Here is a 17,754-nt window from a genome sequence, read left to right as displayed (position 1 = left end):
CGCTCACGCCGCCGCCTCCGTTCTCCCGACTTCCTTGGCGGGCGCGTCGATCTCCGCCACGGTGAATGTCGCGCCGCCGCCGCGTGCCCGCCAGCTGCCGAGCGCGTAGCCCCCGGCCGCCGTCAGCACCCCGGCCACGATCGCCCCGGCGCGGCCCGCGCCCCCGGCCCGGCCGAGCGCGAAGTCCCGTACTCCGCGCGCCGCTCCCACCGGCAGTACCCGCGTCGAGTAGGCGCGTTCGGTCTCAAGTCCCTTGTCGGCGCCGACACTTCGGGCGACGAGCGCCTTGGAGAGGCCCTCGGCGTAGGTGCGTGTACGGAAATAGGCGAAGCGCTCGCGCCCGGCCGGCACCCGGTGGTGGATGACCGCCCGGTCGTCGATCAGGAGCACCGCGTCCGGTCTCGCCCGCGTGATCCGGATGCACAGCTCCGTCTCCTCGCAGCCCAGCGGGCGCTTGTCGCCGTCCCGGCCGATGCCGGTCGCGAAGCCGCCCGCGATGTCGAAGGCGCCGCGCCGGAACGAGGCGTTGCCGCCGAGCACATTGCGCACCTCGACCTTGCCGCGCGGCAGACCCTTGTACGAGCAGCCCACCACCCAGTCGAACTCAGCAGGGAACCAGAGGGGCCTGCGCCCCGAGGCCCAGATCGGTTCGGTGTGCCCGCCGACGGCGAGGACGCGCGGATCCGCGTATCCGTCGGCGAACCAGTGCAGCCACTCCCGCTCGGCGACGGCGTCGTCGTCGAGGAACGCGATGATGTCGCCGCGCGCGGCGGCGATCCCGGTGTTGCGCCCGGCGGAGAGCCCGCGCGGCCCCGCGTTCGCGAGCACCTTGATGTCGGGCTCGCCGTCGAACTTCTCGGCGAGACGCTCCAGCAGGGCCGGGTTGTGGTCGACGACGAGGAGCGTCTCCAGGGCGGCGTACGACTGTGCGCGCACGGAGTCGACGGCAGCGAGGATGTCGCTCCAGCGGTCTTCGGTGTACACGCAGATGACGACGGACGCCGTCATCCGCGTGCCGTTTCGCTCCGTCAAGACCCGTCCCCCCGCACGAGGTTGAGCTTCGCGGGGGTCTGCCTGCCGCGCAGAGCACGGCGGGTCGAGCGCTCCTTCACGATGACCTTGAGTACGCGCAGGCCGTCGCGGACGGCGCGCAGATTGCTGGCGCCGTGGATGCGCAGGTACTCGTGGCTCGGTATCTCCTGGACCTTCAGGCCGGCCTTGACGACCCGGATGTTCATCAGGGTCTCCACCTCGAACCCCGTGCAGTCGAGGTCGATCTCGTCGAGGCAGTGCCGCCAGAACGCGTTGTACCCGTAGCAGAGGTCGGTGTAGCGGGCTCCGAACTTGGCGTTGACGGCCGAGCACAGCGCCCAGTTGCCGAGCTTGCGGATGGGCGTCATGTCGTCCGTGCCGCCGCCGTTGGCGAACCGCGAGCCCTTCGCGAAGTCGGCGCCGGAGACCAGCGCGGAGACGTAGGAGACGATCTCCTGGCCGTCGGCGGAGCCGTCCGCGTCGACCATGACGATGATGTCGCCGGAGCAGGCCTTGAAGCCGGTGATCAGGGCATCCCCCTTGCCCTTTCCGCGCTGCGGTACGACCACGACTTCCGGCCACAATTCTCTGGCCACTTCCACGGTGTTGTCGGTGGAATTGCCGTCCACCAGAACGACTTCGTGGATCCAGTCGGGAAGGGTCTTGAAGACGTACGGAAGATTCTCCGCCTCGTTCATGGCCGGAATGACCACGCTGACCCGCGGCGCGATCGCAAGGTGTGTCGAGATGGCCCGGTAACGGGCGGGAATTCTGCCTTCCGGCGGTGTCCCCTCAGGTATCACCGGAGGCACAACGGAACTGCTCATGAGTCTGGTCCCTCTCGTCCGGTGGACCGCCCGCCCCCGGGCGGTCCGGCTTCGTGTCCGGTTCGAAAGGGGGGTTCTCACATACGGCCATGCCGGAAGAGCTCTCCGTAAAGGCCGGGTGAGCTGGCTGTACACACCGGTTTGTCGGACCGGTCGCGCGGCACGCGACCCGGCTGCCGTGGACGCCGAAGCGAACGGCTCACCGGAACGCGGCACCCCCCTGCCGCGCCCCGCCCCGGACCCTCGCGACCTCGGTCCCTCCCCTAGATCGCATTTCGTACAGGTCCGATGCGGGTGGATGTACGACGGTATTGATGATTGAGACTGTATGGCAAGACCTGGAACGAGGCCTCACGTTTTTATAGTTTTGGCCATTCCCTTAACTTGCGTCCCCTCTTAGTGGATTTTCCCGATCCGTTTACGAATCTCCTGGGCCGCGCCCCCACGCAGCCGCCGGACGATCCATTGCAGAAGAAAAGCGGAAGCGCTGAGTGTCGCCACGGTGAGCACCCCGCCGTTCACCGACCAGCGGTGCACGGCGAGCATCCCCTGGGCGACCAGCATGACGACCGCGACCGCGCCGGCCACCGAGGTGAGCGCCCGGGCCCACGGGTCCAGACCGCGCAACGCGGCCGAGAACGCGGCGCCGGGCGCGGCGAGCAGGAAGAAGAGCGCGAGTGGTCCGCGCAGCGGGGATCCGGCGTGCGAGAGCGCCAGGACGAGACCCGCGCCTCCCGCGACGATGCCCGCCCCCGCGAGCAGGTAAGGACCGTCCGATGAAGACGGCTTGATGCCGATGGTCTGCATTGGCGACTTTGCCCCCCGACGCGCCGGATGCCGGGCTTCAATGTGGCGCAGTCCCGGGCCGGCGTCAAGGACGCCACCGGTCCAACTCCGGAGCCCTGCGGTCCAGTTGAGTGGCCCTCTACGGGCGTAGCGCCGGTGAGCTGAGGGTATGTCATATCCCTGGCATGAACCTGCAACGCGAGCGGGCGACAGAGACCCTGTCGATCCTGCTAAAGGGAGGTTCCATGAGATCTTTCCGGATTGCGGCCCACGTCTCCTCTTTCGTCCTTGCCGCGGTGGCAGCCCTGACCGGGGCGACGGCCGCGCAAGCATCCGACTCCGCAGCGCCCACGGGCTATGTGGCCCTCGGCGACTCCTACTCCTCCGGCGTCGGCGCCGGCAGCTACGACGCCGGCAGCGGTGCCTGCAAGCGCTCCACGAAGGCGTACCCCGCCTTGTGGGCGGCTGCCCACTCACCCTCAAGCTTTAACTTCACCGCGTGCTCGGGCGCTCGTACGGGTGATGTCATGGCCAACCAGCTCGGCCCGCTCGGCGCGGGGACCGGCCTCGTGTCGATCTCCATCGGCGGCAATGACGCGGGCTTCGCCGACGTCATGACGACCTGCGTCCTGTACTCCGAGTCCACCTGCGTCAAGCGCGTCAACGAGGCCCGTGCGTACGTCACTTCGACCCTGCCGAGCAGGCTCTCCGACGTCTACTCGGCGATCAGCACCAAGGCGCCCGCCGCCCGCGTGGTGGTGCTCGGCTACCCCCGCTTCTACAAGCTCAGCGGCACCTGCGCGGCGGGCCTCTCCGAGAACGAGCGCTCGGCCATCAACGGCGCCGCGGACCTCCTCAACTCGACCATCAAGCAGAACGCCGCGACCCGCGGCTTCGCCTTCGGCGACGTGACCACCACGTTTGCCGGGCACGAGATCTGCTCCGGCGCCTCGTGGCTGCACAGCGTCAACTGGGCGGACATCGGCGAGTCGTACCACCCCACGGCCGCCGGACAGTCGGGCGGCTACCTGCCCGTGTTCGCCTCCGCCGCGTAGGCGGCTCAGTACGTGGGTGAACCGGTGGTGGCCCCGCTCGTCGGGGTCACCACCTCGCACGTGATCGCGTACGAGACGTAGTTGGACGTCGCCGCCACCGGACCGCGCACCTCGACACCGATCTGGTCGCGCAGCGTCCCGCCCTCCTCGTGGCGGGTCTGCGTCGTGGTGACCGTACGGGCCTTGTTCGCAGCGCCCTTGGGGACGTTCAGCGTCTTCCAGCCGGGGTCCGAGGCCTCGCCGCCCTTCACCACCCAGCGGTACTGCACGGAGGCCGGGGCGCGGCCCACCGTGATCGCCGCGGCGAACGCAGGGGCGGCGGCGGCCGGCGGCGGGCACGGGCCCGAGTAACTGCCGCGCACCGCCCGGACGTCGACCCGGACGGACTGGGCCGGGGTGGTGGTGTGTCCGCCGCTTCCGGAACCGCCGTCGCCGCCGTTCCCTCCGCCGGTGGAACCGCCGCCGTTACCGCCGTTGTTGTCCCCGCCGTTGCCGCCCCCGCTGCCTCCCTTGTCGCCACTTGTACTGCCCCCGCTGTTCCCGCCCCCGGACGTGCCGCCACCGTTGTTCGAGTTGGGGTTCGTATCGCGGTTGAGCAGGGCGTACGTGAGTCCTCCGATGGCGAGGAGGAGGACCACGATGCCCGCGATCATGGCCAGCGAGGCGCGGCGCGGGTACCGGGGGTCCGGCCCGGTGGTCACCGGAGTCGTGGCGGCCGTCCGGGCTGAGCCCATCGGTGCGGGAGCCGGGGGAGGGGTGGGCACGGGTGCCTGCCGCGACGTCACCGTCGGCTGCGCGGCGAGCGGGGAGGCCTGCACCGGGCCCGCGCGCAGAGTGCCGCCCGAACCGACGATGCGCAGGTCCCGCTCGGCCTCGGACACCGGGGTCCGCTCGGCCGGATCCTTGCGCAGCAGGCCCTCGATCACCGGCCCCAGCGGCCCCGCGCGGCGCGGCGGCGGCAACTCCTCGTCCACGATGGCCCGCAGCGTGCTGAGCGGGGTGTCCTGGCGGAACGGCGAGTGCCCCTCCACGGACGCGTACAACAGCACACCGAGCGACCACAGATCAGACTCGGGCCCCGGTGTACGCCCCAACGCCCGCTCCGGCGCCAGGAATTCGGGCGAGCCGATGACCTCGCCCGTCATGGTGAGTGCCTGCGTCCCCTCGACCATGGCGATGCCGAAGTCGGTGAGCACCACCCTGCCGTCGTTCGACAGCAGTACGTTGCCGGGCTTCACGTCGCGGTGCAGCACGCCCACGCCGTGGGCGGCGCGCAGCGCGGCGAGCACCTCGGCGCCGATGTGCGCGGCCCGCGCCGGGGCCATCGGCCCCTCCGCGTCCAGCTGCTCGGCGAGGGAGACGCCACGGATCAACTCCATGACGACCCAGGGCCGTTCCTCCTCGGTCGCCACGTCGTACACCGTCACGACGTTGCGGTGTGTGATCCGCGCCGACGCCCACGCCTCCCGCTCCAGGCGCGCGTACATCCGCTGCACCTCGGCGTCCGGGAGCCCGGCGGGCGCGCGCACCTCCTTCACGGCGACCTCGCGCCCGAGCACCTCGTCGCGGGCCCGCCACACGGTGCCCATGCCGCCCTCGCCGAGGGGGTCGAGCAGCCGGTACCTTCCGGCGACCACACGCTCAACCACGGGCGCCCCCATTCGTGGGAAGACAAGCAAGCGCGGCACGACAAGTCTGAACAAAAGTAGCTCAACCGAGCGCTGTTGCGGCCCCCCTGAACACCAATCCACAGCCGAGGGCCACCACGACGAAGGCCGAACCGAACGGCACCGCGCGGCTCAGCCCACGGCGCACGAATGTGGCGAGCGGACCGCGTCCGGGCCGCGGCAGATCGGTGAGGGACTGCGCGATCCTGCCGCCGATCCGCACCACCGTGAAGCCGACCGCGGTGAGCGTGAGCGCGAGCCCGGCACCGTAGCCGAACACGAGCAGCAGGCCGAACCACGCCTTGCCGAGCGCGGAGGCGCCGACGAGCACGACGACGGCCGAAGGGCTGGGGACGAGGCCTCCGGCGAAGCCGAGGAACAGGGTTCCACGGAGCGTGGGTTGAGGCGTCGGGTGCGGGTGCGGGTGCGGGTGCGGGTGTACGTGGTCGTGGTGGTGGTCGTGTGCTTGTGACGCCTTGCGGTATCGCCACGCCCTGCGGAGCAGGGCCACTCCCGCCGCCGTGACCAGCGCGCCGCTCGCGAGGCCCAGCCAAGCGATCACCGAGGGCGTGGCCGCGGAGCCGGCCGTGACGAGGATGCCCAGGGCGATCACACCGAGCGTGTGCGTGACCGTCACCGACGCGGCGAGCGGCAGCACGTCCCGCGGCCTGGCCCTGCTGCGCGCCGCCGCGGCCGCCGCCATCAGGGTCTTTCCGTGGCCGGGTGCGAGCGCGTGCAGTGCGCCGAGGAACAAGGCGATCCCGAGGGCCAACGCCGCGAAACCCGGACCGAGTTCGCGTCGTGACACCAGACCGGTGAGGGCCTCGGTCCAGCGGTCGGCGCCGCGGGGGAGCACCCCGGAGTCGGCGTGGGCCGCGCCGTCCGCCTTCGGGCCGCCGGGCACGGCCGTGACCGAGGCCGCGACACGGTCGGGCGGGGAGGACAGCAGGTCCTTCGGGTAGCGCGTCAGCCGGTCCGATGTCGACGTGGCGGGCACGTTCGACGACGTCAGCGTCATCCGGTCGCCGCGCGCCGTGATCTCACGCCAGCCCGGGCCCTTGGCGGCGCCGGTGCGCAGCTCGACGCGCACCTTCTCGCCGTGCTTCCCGCGTGGCAGCGGCGCGGTGAACGCGCACTCCACACGCAGCGTCTTGAGGCCCGCCTGGCCGGGGCGCAGCACGGCGTCGGCCGTACGCACATCAAGGGCGGCCCGACGCCCGTCGACGTCCGCCTCGGCGTGCCGAGCGGCGCTCGCGCAGCGCTCCTCCGCCCACGCCGCCCGCCCGCGTGCGTCGAGTTCGGGCCGCACCTGCTGCGTCGGGATCTCCGCCAGGTCCTCCACGTGGTCGACGCGGAGCGTGCCGGGCCGCACGAGCAGTCCGTCGTAGTGATTGACGGTGAAGTTCCCGAGCGGGTGGGCGGCGGCCTGTGGGGACGAGGCGAGGAGGAGTCCGACCGTGGCGGCGCCCAGCACCGTGGGCAGGGCGACGTACCGCTTCCAGCGCCTCATCGTCCCGCCCCCTTCCCCGTGGCCCCGGCCAGCGCCGCCCGTGCCGCCTTCGCGCCCAGCGGTGAGAAGCCGGGGTTGCGGTCCAATGCCTCGCGCAGCAGCTCGCGGCCCTCGGAGCGGTCGCCCGCGGCCAGTTCGATCACGCCCCGGTGGTAGAGGAACGCGGCCTCGCCGAAGCCGGTCGCCGTGGCCCGCCGCGCGTACGGCAGCGCCTCCTCGTCGCGCCCGCCCGCGTGCAGCGCCCAGGCGAGCGCGTCCGCCGTGTGGACGGTGTGCCGGCGCTGCCACTCGGCGCGCGCCGCCTTGAGGCCTGCGGCCCGGTCGCCGTGCTCCGTCGAGGCGAGCGCCGTGTCCAGATCGACATCGACGCCGCCCGCGCGAGCGAGCCGCAGCCAGGTGTCGACCAGGCCGTACTGGCGCTTCGCCGCCTGGCGTTCGCCGCGCGCCTCGTACAACTCGCCGAGCTCCACCAGCGCGGTCGGCAGCGGGGCGCGCGCGACGACGGCCTTCAGGTCACGGATCGCGCCCGTCGTGTCCCCGCTCGCGGCCCGCGCCTTGCCGCGCCCCTCCAGGGCGGCGACGGCGACCGGGTCCGCGCGCAGCGCCGTGGCGTAGTGGCGCAGCGCGTCCTTGTACTCGCCCTGACGCCAGGCGAGTTGGCCGAGGTTCGTGGCCACGTACGAGACGTCGCCGGGCGAGGCGGCGCCGGCGAGGGCCCGCTCCAGTACCTTGCGCGCCGTCGTGACGTCGCCGCGCAGCTCATGTACGTATGCGAAGCGGGTGAAGCTCGGGATGCCGGGGCGGCGGGAGTCCGCCTCGTTCGCGGCCTTCAACGCCCTTTTGTAGTAGCCGAGTTCGACGAGCGCGTCGACCCGTAGCGCCAGTGCGGCTTCGCTGTAGGGATTGATCTTCAGGGCCTCGCGTGCGAGGCGCAGTGCTCCGTCGAAGTCGTGCCGGGCCGCGGCGAGTGCGGCCTGCCCGGCGAGCGCCGGGTCGTTGCCGGGGCGCAGCTTCAGGGAGCGGGCCAGGGCGCGCTCGGCCTGCGGATAGCGGGACGGGTCGGCGCTCACCCGCGCCTGCTCGACGTACGCCGTGCCGAGCGACGCCCACGACGCGTGGTCCCTGGGCTGGGCCTTCAGGTGCTTCTGCAGCTCAAGGACGCCCCGGTCGAGGTCGCCGGAGGCGAGCCGGGCCGGTGCCGGGTTCGGGACGGCCCCCGTGGTCACGGCCCGTGGCGGGGAGCCGTCGTCGGCGACCAGGGCGCCCGCGGTGATGGCGAGGGCGAGCGCGGCGCCCAGGGCGAGCAGCCGCCCGAGCCCCGACGCCCCGATCCCCTTGCCGGACAAGGCCTGCATGCGAGCTCCTTGGGACGAGTTCCGAGAGACGAGTGGGAGGCGCGGCCCGCGGTGTGGAGGACCGGGCACGCGGGCCGCGCCGTTCTGGGGGGACGGCTCACCTGGAGAACGGCGGGTTGAACCCGGCACGCCGCCTGCTCCGGCCGCGCCACCACACGAGCCCGGTGCCGATCAGCAGGAAGCCGGCGCCGGCCGCGGCGAGGGAGGCCGTCACGAGCGTGTCGTCGTCGCCGGAGTCCGGGGACACCGAGCTGCCGGTGAGCTGGTCGCGGACCTCGGTGTCGCTCTGTGTCCCGCTCTTGGCGAGCGGCCCGCGCGAACCCTCCGTGGGCAGCGCCACGTACGGGAAGGACGACTCGAACTTCTTGTCGTTGGCGTCGACGGCGTCGCCCAGGTCGTTCTTCTTGCCGAGGAGTTCGCCCTCGACGACCTGGAGCTCGGCGTCCACGACGTCATCGGCGAGCCGGCGCCCGTTCGGGAAGCCCGCCTTGTCGCCCTCCAGGACTCCGAGACGCTTCGGTGAACTCGTCGGCGGGATCGACGTGTTGAGGCGCAGCATCTCCGAGGGGCGCACGCCCGGCGGCTGGTTGAGGCCCTTCACGCCCTTGAGGAAGACGTCCACCAGGTCGTTGCGCGGCGTCTTCGGGGCCTTGATCTTGTAGATCGACTCGATCAGCTTCGGCAGTTCGGGCTCGGTGACGAAGGGCAGGAACTGGCTGTCGTTCCACGGCGAGGACGCGTTGAAGCGGTCCTTGACCTTCTGCGGGTTGACCACCTCGTTGACCAGCGGGCTGCCGAGCCGGGACACCTGCGTCCAGTCGCCCTTCGCGTCCTTGCGGGAGGTCGTCGACCACACGCCGATGACCGGCTGGTCCTTCGACTCCGTCAGGAACGCGGTGGGCACCTGGAGGGCGACCGTGTTCACGTTGTAGCCCTTGAGGGTGTCCCGGCCGACCTCGGAGAGGTTCCCGCCGTACAGCAGGTCGAAGACGCGCAGGTCGAGGAAGAAGGGGTCGTCGGCCTGGCCCACGTACGAGGTGACGCCGCCGCCGACCTTCTTGACGGCCTGGTCGCGCAGCTTCTTGTAGTCGGGCATCGACGCCTTGCCGACGTTCGACGGTGCCACCGGGGCGTCGTCGGCGATCTTCGACTTCGAGACGATCTTCTGGTCCTTGAGGCGCAGCAGATCGATGTCGTAGGTCTGCGTGACGTTGAGGTCCGGGTCGTCGAGGCTGTTCACCGGGCCGGTGTTGTAGAGGAACGTGTTCCCGTTCTTGGTCTGTGTCTTGAACGTCCACCGGTAGAGCAGGTCGCCCTGGGCGTCGCCGTCACTGTCGATGTGCAGGTCGTAATGGGCGTCTTCGGGGAACGGGTAGAAGTTCGGGCCGCCCGCGGGCTCCTCGAAGGGGGTCCAGTTGGCCACCAGGGTCGTGGTGTCCGGCTTGTCGGGGCTCACGAACGCGTACACGTCGGTGTTGTCGTACTGGGGCTGCCCCGAGATCAGTGGGGCCTCGCGGTGGCTGGAGGCCTCGGCGCGCTGCGGGCCGACACCCGTCGCGCCGGCGGCCGCGAGGCCGCCCGCGGCGAGGCCGCCGCAGACCAGGAGCGCGAGCCCCCGGCGCCGTATCCGCACGCGGGGTGCGCCGCGTGCGGTGTCGGGGCTTTCCGAAGCCGAAGCCGAAGCCGAAGCCGATGTCGAAGTCGATGTCTTCGATGGCTTCGCTGACTGAGAGGTCATGGGTCCGTCCTCACGCGGTCCGTGCACGAAGTGCGGTTGACGCCAAGCCATTCGGCGCGCTTCGCCCGGTGGATTGGTCGACCGCCGATTGGGTGCCGGACCCCCGTCCGCGCGTACTCCCTTCACGAAACTTCGCGGCGCCCCCGATCCGGACCGGGCCCGGCCGCGAACCACGGAGTGGGGGCGGCGCGGCACCGGGCCGCGCCGCCGGGCGGGAGGGGTACCGATGCGGGCGGACAAGTTGCTGCCGATGGTCGGGCAGGGCGACGTACGGGCGTACGAGGAGCTGTACGAGCTGGTGTCGGGCGCGGTGTACGGGCTCGTGCTCCGGGTGCTGCGCGACCCCGCCCAGTCCGAGGAGGTCACCCAGGAGGTGTTCCTCGAACTGTGGCGGGACGCCGCCCGCTTCGACCCGCGCCGGGGCACCGCCATGGCCTGGGTGCTCACCCACGCCCACCGCAGAGCGGTGGACCGGGTGCGGCAGGCCCGTGCGGCCAGGGAGCGCGAGGAGCGGGCCGCGAGCCGCTGGCACCGCACCGCCTTCGACGAGGTGGCCGAGCAGGTCGAGACGAACCTGGACCGCGAGTGGGTGCGCCGCTGCCTCGAAGGGCTCACCGAACTCCAGCGCCGCTCGGTGACCCTCGCCTACTACGAGGGGTACACCTACCGGGAGGTCGCGCAGCACCTCTCCGTTCCCCTGGGCACCGTCAAGACGCGGATGCGCGACGGCCTCAGCCGGCTGCGCGCCTGCCTGGGGGACGCCGCATGAACGCCCGCGTCCACTCCCTCGCCGCGCCCTACGCCCTGGACGCCCTCGGACGCCGTGAACGGGCACGGTTCGAGCGGCACTTGACGCGCTGCGACGCCTGCGCCGACGAGGTGCGCGCGCTCACGGAGAGCTCCGTGCGGCTCGCCTGCTCGGCCGCCGTGGCCCCGCCCACCGAAATGCGGGAGCGGGTGCTGACCGCCGTACGACTCACCGAGCAGGTCGCGGCCGAACCGCGGCCCCGCGTCGCATCACGCGCGCGTGGGCTTCTGATCCCGCTCGGCGTGGCCACAGGGGCGGGCGCGCTCACCGTGGCCGCGCTCTTCGCCGTGCAGCTGGAGCGCACCTCGGACCGGCTCGACGCGCAGCGGGCATCCGCGCGGGAGGTGGCGCGGGTGCTCGCGGCGCCGGACGCCGGTGCCGTGCGCGCCAACGGGCTGAACGTGATCGCGTCGCCGGAGCGGGGCAGCGCAGTGATCACTGTCACAGGTCTCCGGGCGCCACCCGGCGGCCGGGTCCACCAGGTGTGGCTGATGGCCCCGTCGGCGCCGCCGCGCTCCCTCGGCGTGCTGCCCGAGGGCGGCTCCGACACGCCCATGGTGGCCACCGGCTTGACTCCGGAGGCCTCCTCACTCGCTGTCACAACGGAGCCGGACGGCGGTTCTGTGCGGCCCACAGGAGCCCCACTTGTCCAACTCGCCCTGAAATCACTCGGATTCGGAGAGTGATCGCTTTCGAACCGTCAACCCCCTTACGGGGTAGGTGAATACTGCGACCGGGATACACGGGTGTCCGGCAGGGGCGATAGGGTTAACCTGCCCGGGCCGGGTGCCCTCGTATGGGTGGGGAGTGACATGGAACAGATAACAGTGCGCAGCAGGCCGCGAGTGCCTGCGATCACCTGCGGGAACAGTGCGACCAGTTCGCGTCTTGACCGCCATCTCTCGGTGCTCGGCGGTCCTGCCGTCCCGCAGCGCGAGACGATGGAGGCGACGTCACTGATGCGCGAGTTGACCACGCGTGACACGGCGCACGAGCGCAGCGGCAGGCTCGCACGCGTGCGGAGGGTCTCCCTCTTCGCGCCGCTGCGTCGGCTCACCCGCTCGCTTTTCGGCGGCCACTAGACAGCGGCCGCCCCAGCAAGAGACAAGGCCCGTAACGCACCTCCGCGCCGTCCGGTGTATCGCCGCGCATCACAGCGACCGTCATCCCCACGGCACGCGGCGGACACTCCGGCAAGGAGGGCGATGCGGGCCTTTGTCGTACCCGCTCGCCCGTACATCGCGTAACGCCCTTGTCACGCACGGATGTTGACGGGGCAATCTCCAGGGTCCAATGTGGCGCGTGATCGTCGTTGGCAGTTACAGCTACACCCACCTCACCCCCGGGAGGTACGCGTGTGTGACCTGCACGACCACCACGAGCACGAGATACCCGAGTCCACGTCAGGGCCGCAGATCAGCAGACGCCGCATCATGCAGATGCTCGGCGCCGCCGGAGTGACCACCGCCGCGATGACCGCCCAGGCGGACCCGGCGATGGCCGCCGCGGCGGACGGCGCGGACGCGGCGGCCCCCCTCGAATACAAGGCGCCCGAAGGCCTCGCGGAGGACAGCCCCGCCAAGTCCGCGGCCCTCGGCTGGATCGGCGCCAACAGCTCCCGCATCACGGGCCTGAACGAGGAGATCTGGGAGCACGCCGAACTGTCGCTGCGCGAGTGGAACTCCTCGATCGCCGAGGCCGGCTTCCTCGAACAGGCCGGATTCGACGTGAAGTTCGGCACAGCCGGCTTCCCGACCGCGTTCACCGCGACCTACTCGTACGGCAGCGGCGGCCCGGTGCTCGGGTTCAGCGGCGAGTACGACGCGCTGCCCGGCCTCTCGCAGAACAAGGGCGTCGGACACCACGACCCGCGCGAGTACATCCACGACCCCTTCGCCCCGAGCTACGGCCCGGGGCACGGCTGCGGGCACAGCGCGCTCGGCACGGCGGCCGCAGCCGCGGCGGCGGCGGTCGCGCAGGCCGCCAAGCAGCACAAGCTCCCCGTCACCGTGAAGTTCTTCGGTTCCACCGCCGAGGAGACCCTGATCGGCAAGACGTACGCGGTCAGCAAGGGCGTGTACGAGGGCCTCGACGCCTTCCTCGACTGGCACCCCTCCACCGCCAACGCCACCGGCTGGGGCACCAGCAACGCCATGACCGCCGTGACCTTCACGTTCCTCGGCGTCGCGGGACACGGCGGCACCCCGCTCGGGAACAAGTCCGCGCTCGACGCCGCCGTGATGATGGCGACCATGTCGGAGTTCCTGCGCGAGGAGAACATGGCGCCCTCCGCGCGGCTGCACTGGGTGATCAACAACGGCGGCGACATCCCGAACGTGACTCCTGAGATCGCCGAGATCAGTTACTACGTGCGCGAGGGCAGCACCGCCCGCGTCCAGGTGCTGCTCGACAAGGTGATCGCGATCTCCGAGGCCGCCGCCAAGGCCTCGCAGACGAAGGTGCGGCACCGCATCACCTCCGCCTGCTGGAACCAGCTGCCCTCCAAGTCCTTCGCGGAGCTGCTGCACGACAACATGCGGCAGATCGGCCCGCCGAAATTCAGCGCGGAGGCCCACCGGCTGGCGAAGGACCTGCAGAAGTCCCTGGGGCTCCCCGAGGCCGGGATGCACGACAAGGTCGGGGAACTCAAGCCGCCGGACCCGGTGTTCCTCGGTGGCGGCTCGACCGACGTCGCGGACATCAGCTGGAACGTGCCGACCGTGTCGATGGGCTCCGCGCTCGCGCCGATCGGCACGAAGATGCACACCTGGTCCACGGCCGCCTGCGCCGCCGCAGCTCCCGGCAGGGCCGCGGTGCTCGCCGCCGCGAAGTATCTGGCGGCGACGGCGGTCGACCTGATCACCCAGCCCGAGCGGCTCAAGGCGATCAAGGACGAGTTCAAGGACCGTACGAAGGACGTCGAGTGGAAGACGGCGATTCCGGACGGCTATGAGCCGCCCATGTACGAGCCGCCGGAGTGGTTCCTGAAGAAGACCGGTCAGAAGTGGCCGCCGGACAACATCACCTGGCCGCCGAAGCGGGTCGTGTCCCAGGAGAAGTTCTCCTCGCTGGGGCCGGCGCTGGAGCCGCAGAAGTAGCTACGGGAGTTACGTTCACCGTCCGCCGCGCGCGTAGCGGCGGACGGCGAGCGGCACGCACACCGCGAGCAGCACCGCGCACCACGCCAGCGAGCCCGCCACCGGATGCGCCACGGGCCAGGCCGCGCCGTGCGGCACCGGCGCGTTGCCGAACAGTTCGCGCACGGCCGTGGCGACCGCGCTGATCGGGTTCCACTCGGCGAGGGTGCGCACCCACCCCGGCATCCCGTCGGTCGGGATGTACGCGTTCGACAGCAGCGGCAGCATGAACGTGGCGCCGCCCAACTGCCCCGCGGCCTCCTCGCTCCGCGAGGCGAGCCCGAGCAGGATCCCGACCCACGTCGCGGCGAACCGGAAGAGCAGGAGCAGCCCGAACGCGCCGATCGCGCCCGGCGGGCCGCCCTCGATCCGCCACCCCATCGCGAGCCCCACGAGCATCAGCGGGACGAGCCCGACCGCCGTCGTCAGCAGGTCGGCGGCGGCCTGCCCGAGCGGCACCGCGGCCCGGCTCATCGGCAGCGTACGGAAGCGGTCCATCACGCCCCGGTGCGAGTCCTGGGCGGCGCCGAACATCCCGGTCATGATCCCGTTGGCCGCGGTCGCCACGAGCATGCCCGGCACCAGGAACGCCCGGTAGTCCGATCCCGGCATGGCGAGCGCGGAGCCGAAGACGTACCCGAAGAACAGCAGGAACACGATCGGCATGGTCTGCGTCATGAGCAGGATCGCCGGGGCGTGCCGGACGCGCTGGAGGTGACGGCCGAGCATGGCCGTGCCGTCGTAAAGGATGGCGGTACTCATGCGGCGACCTCCTGGGCCTCGTGACCGGTCGTGGTGAGGCGCAGGAACACCTCGTCGAGCGTGGGCGGGCGCAGCGTCGCGTCGAGCAACGGGACGCCGGACGCGTCGAGTTCACGGACGACGCGGGGGAGGGTGACGGCCGGGTCGAGGACGACGGCGCCCACGGCGCGGCGCTCCGGGTCCAACCGGGGCCGGGAGCCGGTGAGTTGGTCGAGGACGACGGCGGCCGCGTGCAGCGCCTGCTCGCCCGCCTCCTCCGCGACGACGACCTCCGCGTAGTGGCCGATCTGCGCCTTGAGTTCGGCGGGCGTGCCCGAGTGGGCGGTGCGGCCGCCGTCGATCAGCACGATGTCGTCGGCGAGCTGGTCGGCCTCCTCCAGGTACTGGGTGGTGAGGACGACGGTCGTGCCCTCGCGGGACAGCTCGCGCACGGCCTGCCAGATGCCGTTCCTGCTGTGCGGGTCGAGGCCGGTGGTCGGCTCGTCGAGGAAGAGCACGGCGGGGCGGGTGATCAGGCTCGCCGCCAGGTCGAGGCGGCGGCGCATGCCTCCGGAGTACGTGCGGGCGGTGCGGTCGGCGGCGTCGGTCAGCTCGAAGCGTTCGATCAGCTCGTCGGCGCGGGACCGGGCGCCCGGCGCGCGCAGCAGGCGGGCGAACAGGCGCAGGTTCTCGCGTCCTGTGAGGTCGCCGTCGACCGAGGCGTACTGGCCGGTGACGCCGATGCGGCGGCGGACGGCCTGCGGCTCCCCGGTGATGTCGTGCCCGGCGACACGCGCGGTACCGGCGTCGGGGCGGAGCAGGGTCGTGAGTAGCCGGACCGCGGTCGTCTTGCCCGCCCCGTTCGGCCCGAGCAGACCGCACACCGTGCCCGCGCGGACCGCCAGATCCAGGCCGCGTACGGCGTGCACGGCCTTCGCTCCCTTGCCGAAGCGCTTCTCCAGACCTTCACTAAGTACGGCGTACGTAGAAGTCATGGCCCGACCATAGCGCACTACGTACGGTGTACGTAACTAGGATGGTGCGCGAGGTGATGATCAATGGCGGGCCGAGCGGCCGAACCCGAAGTGATCTGGGCGCGCCCCGAGCGAGCCGGGCGGGGGCCGAGGCCCGCGCACAGCAGGGCCGACATCGCGGCGACGGCGGTCCGCGTCGCCGACGCCGAGGGCATCGACGCGGTGTCCATGCGGAAGATCGCCGGTGAGCTGGGCATGGGCACGATGTCGCTGTACAACTACGTGCCGCGCAAGGAGGACCTGTACGAGCTGATGGTCGACGCCGTCAGCGCCGAGTACGTGTTCCCGGAGCCGAGCGGCGACTGGCGGGCGGACGTGCTCGGGCTCGCCCGGCAGTCGCGGGCGCTGATGCACCGGCACCCCTGGCTGCCGAGCCTGATGTCACCGGTCTACGGCTTCAGCCCGAACGCGCTCGCGTACCTGGAGTACTGCCTGACCTGCCTCGACCCGCTCGACCTGCCGTACGGCACGAAGATGGAGCTGGTCGCGGCGGTGACCAGCGTGGTCACGACGTATGTGGCCAACGAGATCGCCACGGCCGAACGGACCCGCTCCCTGCCGTGGAGCGCCGAGCGGGAACAGGCGGTGCGCATCGCGTACTTGGGCGGGCAGGTGGCCTCGGGACGGTATCCGCGGCTCGCGGCGTCGTTCGCCGAGGACGCGGGCCCGATCGACCTGGAGGCCGTGTTCGAGCGGGCGCTGCGGCGGACGCTGGAGGGCTTCGCGGCGGAGTGAGCATGCCCGCCGGGCGGTTCGGGGGGCGCGCGGACAGGTGGCCGCGCCCGATGCCCTCGGGTTTCAAAGGATCGCGAACTGGCCGCCCGGGCCCTCTTCCTGGTGGTCGAGGACCGAGGCGGGGCGGCGGGCCGCGTCCGGCACCGGGAGCACGCGTGCCCGTTCGAGGTCCTTCGACGTCATCGGGTCCGCGAGGGCGGCCTCCCGCAACTCGTCCTGCGGCGGGCCGAGTTCCGCGAGCAGCGTCAGGACCGTGATGAGTTCCAGGAGCTGTGACGTCCACGGCTGCGGCCAGGTGGCCGGGCGCAGGGCCGCGAGGGTGCCGGGCTCGGCCGGTTCGGTGCGGCGCGCGAACCACTGCTCCAGGACCCGGACCCCGCTGACCTGGAAGTCCCAGGCAGCCGCGGGGACCGGGGAGACCCGTCCTTCGCCGACGAGCAGGGCCTCCTCCTCGCGGTCGTAGAGGACCTCCGCCGGCCGGGCCGGCAGCGGGGCACGCACGTACGGGCGGCTTCCGCCCGGCAGCCTGGGGCGCTCGGCGTCCGTGCCGCGCCGCTCCAACCACAGGACACGGCGGCCGAGTTCCACGCCGCGGGCCCATACGTCGGCGTCGTCCGGCAGCGGCACGCGGATGTCGCGGGAGCCGTCGCGGGCGCCCGCCGCCAGGATCCACGCGAACAGCTCGGTCGCCGTCACCTCCTGCCCGTACGTGCCGGAGAGGTGGGTGAGCAGGCCGGGCGCCACGTTCGGCTCCGCGCCGCCGGGTCGGCGGTACAGCGGTCGGATGCGGCCGGGCCGGCCGGCGGGGGAGCGGCCCTCCGGGAGGACCGCGGACGCGAGCAGCGCGGGGCCTCCGGCGTCGGGCACGTACCCCTGCTCGACGAGGAACAGCTGCGGCTCGTCCGCGACCCGCCACAGCTCGGGGCGCGCGGCGTCGATCAGGCGCTGGTCCGGGATGAGCCACTGCTCGTCGAACGGGGCGTGCAGCAGCGGCACGGGGGCCGGGCAGGGGCCCTCCGCGTGCGCGAGCGGCTCGGTGCCGGTGCGCCGGCCGGGGAGCTGGGCGGTGGCGGTGTGCAGGGTGCGGGCGCGGGAGGGCTGGAGGAGCGCCGCGCGTTCGTCGGGCCCGGCCGCCACGAAGGCGTTCCAACGGGCCTTCAGGGAGGCGGCGTCCGGGGCGACGGGCCAGCCGCGGCCCATGCGCATCGGCGCGACGGACCAGGGCATGAGCTCCGCGAGGAGCGGGTCGTTCGTCACGACCGGCATGGTACGTCTCCCTTCCACGGCACCGTGGTTGCGCTCTCGGGGCTCTGCCCCGGACCCCGCTGC

Annotated in this window: 16 protein-coding genes; 6 read left to right on the top strand and 10 right to left on the bottom strand. The window is 72.0% G+C overall.

Going from position 1 to position 17,754, the window contains the following annotated elements; genetic code table 11:
* Positions 1-3 precede the first annotated feature (3 nt).
* The 3 genes from ACFYWS_RS23325 to ACFYWS_RS23315 form a co-directional block, all read right to left on the bottom strand.
* Positions 4-1,008, bottom strand: coding sequence for a glycosyltransferase family 2 protein (locus tag ACFYWS_RS23325; protein WP_389279821.1), 1,005 nt, complete (start codon positions 1,006-1,008; stop codon positions 4-6).
* 20 nt (positions 1,009-1,028) lie between these two features.
* On the bottom strand, positions 1,029-1,859 hold the full coding sequence (locus tag ACFYWS_RS23320) for a glycosyltransferase family 2 protein (protein ID WP_389279643.1): 831 nt from the start codon (positions 1,857-1,859) through the stop codon (positions 1,029-1,031).
* A 396-nt stretch (positions 1,860-2,255) separates the two neighbouring features.
* Complete coding sequence (locus ACFYWS_RS23315; protein WP_389279641.1) at positions 2,256-2,666, bottom strand: hypothetical protein; 411 nt, start codon at positions 2,664-2,666, stop codon at positions 2,256-2,258.
* Positions 2,667-2,890: 224 nt separating this feature from the next.
* Here ACFYWS_RS23315 and ACFYWS_RS23310 point away from each other — a divergent pair, with 224 nt between their 5' ends.
* On the top strand, positions 2,891-3,700 hold the full coding sequence (locus ACFYWS_RS23310) for an SGNH/GDSL hydrolase family protein (protein WP_389279639.1): 810 nt from the start codon (positions 2,891-2,893) through the stop codon (positions 3,698-3,700).
* Between the two features lie 5 nt (positions 3,701-3,705).
* Here the strand turns inward: ACFYWS_RS23310 and ACFYWS_RS23305 are convergent, their stop codons facing one another.
* The 4 genes from ACFYWS_RS23305 to ACFYWS_RS23290 form a co-directional block, all read right to left on the bottom strand.
* A complete protein-coding gene (locus tag ACFYWS_RS23305) occupies positions 3,706-5,361 on the bottom strand; it encodes a serine/threonine-protein kinase (protein ID WP_389279637.1) in 1,656 nt (551 codons plus the stop codon).
* Between the two features lie 49 nt (positions 5,362-5,410).
* Positions 5,411-6,877, bottom strand: a complete 1,467-nt coding sequence (locus tag ACFYWS_RS23300; RefSeq protein ID WP_389279635.1) for a nickel transporter — start codon at positions 6,875-6,877, stop codon at positions 5,411-5,413.
* Positions 6,874-8,232, bottom strand: a complete 1,359-nt coding sequence (locus ACFYWS_RS23295) for a tetratricopeptide repeat protein (RefSeq protein ID WP_389279633.1) — start codon at positions 8,230-8,232, stop codon at positions 6,874-6,876. Before ACFYWS_RS23295 ends, ACFYWS_RS23300 begins: the two co-directional genes overlap by 4 nt.
* Before the next feature lie 97 nt (positions 8,233-8,329).
* The gene (locus ACFYWS_RS23290; protein ID WP_389279631.1) at positions 8,330-9,865 is read right to left on the bottom strand and encodes a DUF4331 domain-containing protein; all 1,536 of its coding nucleotides are present in this window, start codon (positions 9,863-9,865) and stop codon (positions 8,330-8,332) included.
* Between the two features lie 331 nt (positions 9,866-10,196).
* On the opposite strand from ACFYWS_RS23290, the gene sigK reads away from it, so the two are divergent.
* The 4 genes from sigK (at position 10,197) to ACFYWS_RS23270 (ending at position 13,876) form a co-directional block, all read left to right on the top strand.
* The gene (sigK, locus tag ACFYWS_RS23285; RefSeq protein ID WP_389279629.1) at positions 10,197-10,739 is read left to right on the top strand and encodes an ECF RNA polymerase sigma factor SigK; all 543 of its coding nucleotides are present in this window, start codon (positions 10,197-10,199) and stop codon (positions 10,737-10,739) included.
* A complete protein-coding gene (locus tag ACFYWS_RS23280; RefSeq protein ID WP_389279627.1) occupies positions 10,736-11,464 on the top strand; it encodes an anti-sigma factor domain-containing protein in 729 nt (242 codons plus the stop codon). The genes sigK and ACFYWS_RS23280 overlap by 4 nt, the downstream gene beginning before the upstream one ends.
* Positions 11,465-11,590: 126 nt before the next feature.
* Positions 11,591-11,860 (top strand): hypothetical protein, encoded by a 270-nt coding sequence (locus tag ACFYWS_RS23275; protein ID WP_389279625.1) that lies wholly within the window; start codon positions 11,591-11,593, stop codon positions 11,858-11,860.
* A gap of 273 nt (positions 11,861-12,133) precedes the next feature.
* Positions 12,134-13,876, top strand: a complete 1,743-nt coding sequence (locus ACFYWS_RS23270; protein ID WP_389279623.1) for an amidohydrolase — start codon at positions 12,134-12,136, stop codon at positions 13,874-13,876.
* Positions 13,877-13,891: 15 nt separating this feature from the next.
* Here the strand turns inward: ACFYWS_RS23270 and ACFYWS_RS23265 are convergent, their stop codons facing one another.
* Positions 13,892-14,677, bottom strand: a complete 786-nt coding sequence (locus tag ACFYWS_RS23265) for an ABC transporter permease (RefSeq protein WP_389279621.1) — start codon at positions 14,675-14,677, stop codon at positions 13,892-13,894.
* Positions 14,674-15,651, bottom strand: a complete 978-nt coding sequence (locus ACFYWS_RS23260; protein WP_389279619.1) for an ATP-binding cassette domain-containing protein — start codon at positions 15,649-15,651, stop codon at positions 14,674-14,676. The genes ACFYWS_RS23265 and ACFYWS_RS23260 overlap by 4 nt, the downstream gene beginning before the upstream one ends.
* 63 nt (positions 15,652-15,714) lie before the next feature.
* Between ACFYWS_RS23260 and ACFYWS_RS23255 the strand changes: the two genes are divergently transcribed.
* Positions 15,715-16,425: a TetR/AcrR family transcriptional regulator gene (locus tag ACFYWS_RS23255; protein ID WP_389279617.1), complete on the top strand. Its 711-nt coding sequence runs from the start codon at positions 15,715-15,717 to the stop codon at positions 16,423-16,425.
* Between the two features lie 63 nt (positions 16,426-16,488).
* Here ACFYWS_RS23255 and ACFYWS_RS23250 read toward each other — a convergent pair whose 3' ends face one another.
* Positions 16,489-17,691 (bottom strand): type ISP restriction/modification enzyme, encoded by a 1,203-nt coding sequence (locus tag ACFYWS_RS23250; RefSeq protein ID WP_389279615.1) that lies wholly within the window; start codon positions 17,689-17,691, stop codon positions 16,489-16,491.
* Positions 17,692-17,754 lie beyond the last annotated feature (63 nt).

The sequence above is a fragment of the Streptomyces sp. NPDC002795 genome (assembly GCF_042888725.1).
GTDB lineage: Bacteria > Actinomycetota > Actinomycetes > Streptomycetales > Streptomycetaceae > Streptomyces.
Note: the sequence above shows the minus strand (reverse complement) of the source record. Positions and strands in the feature narration are given on the sequence as shown.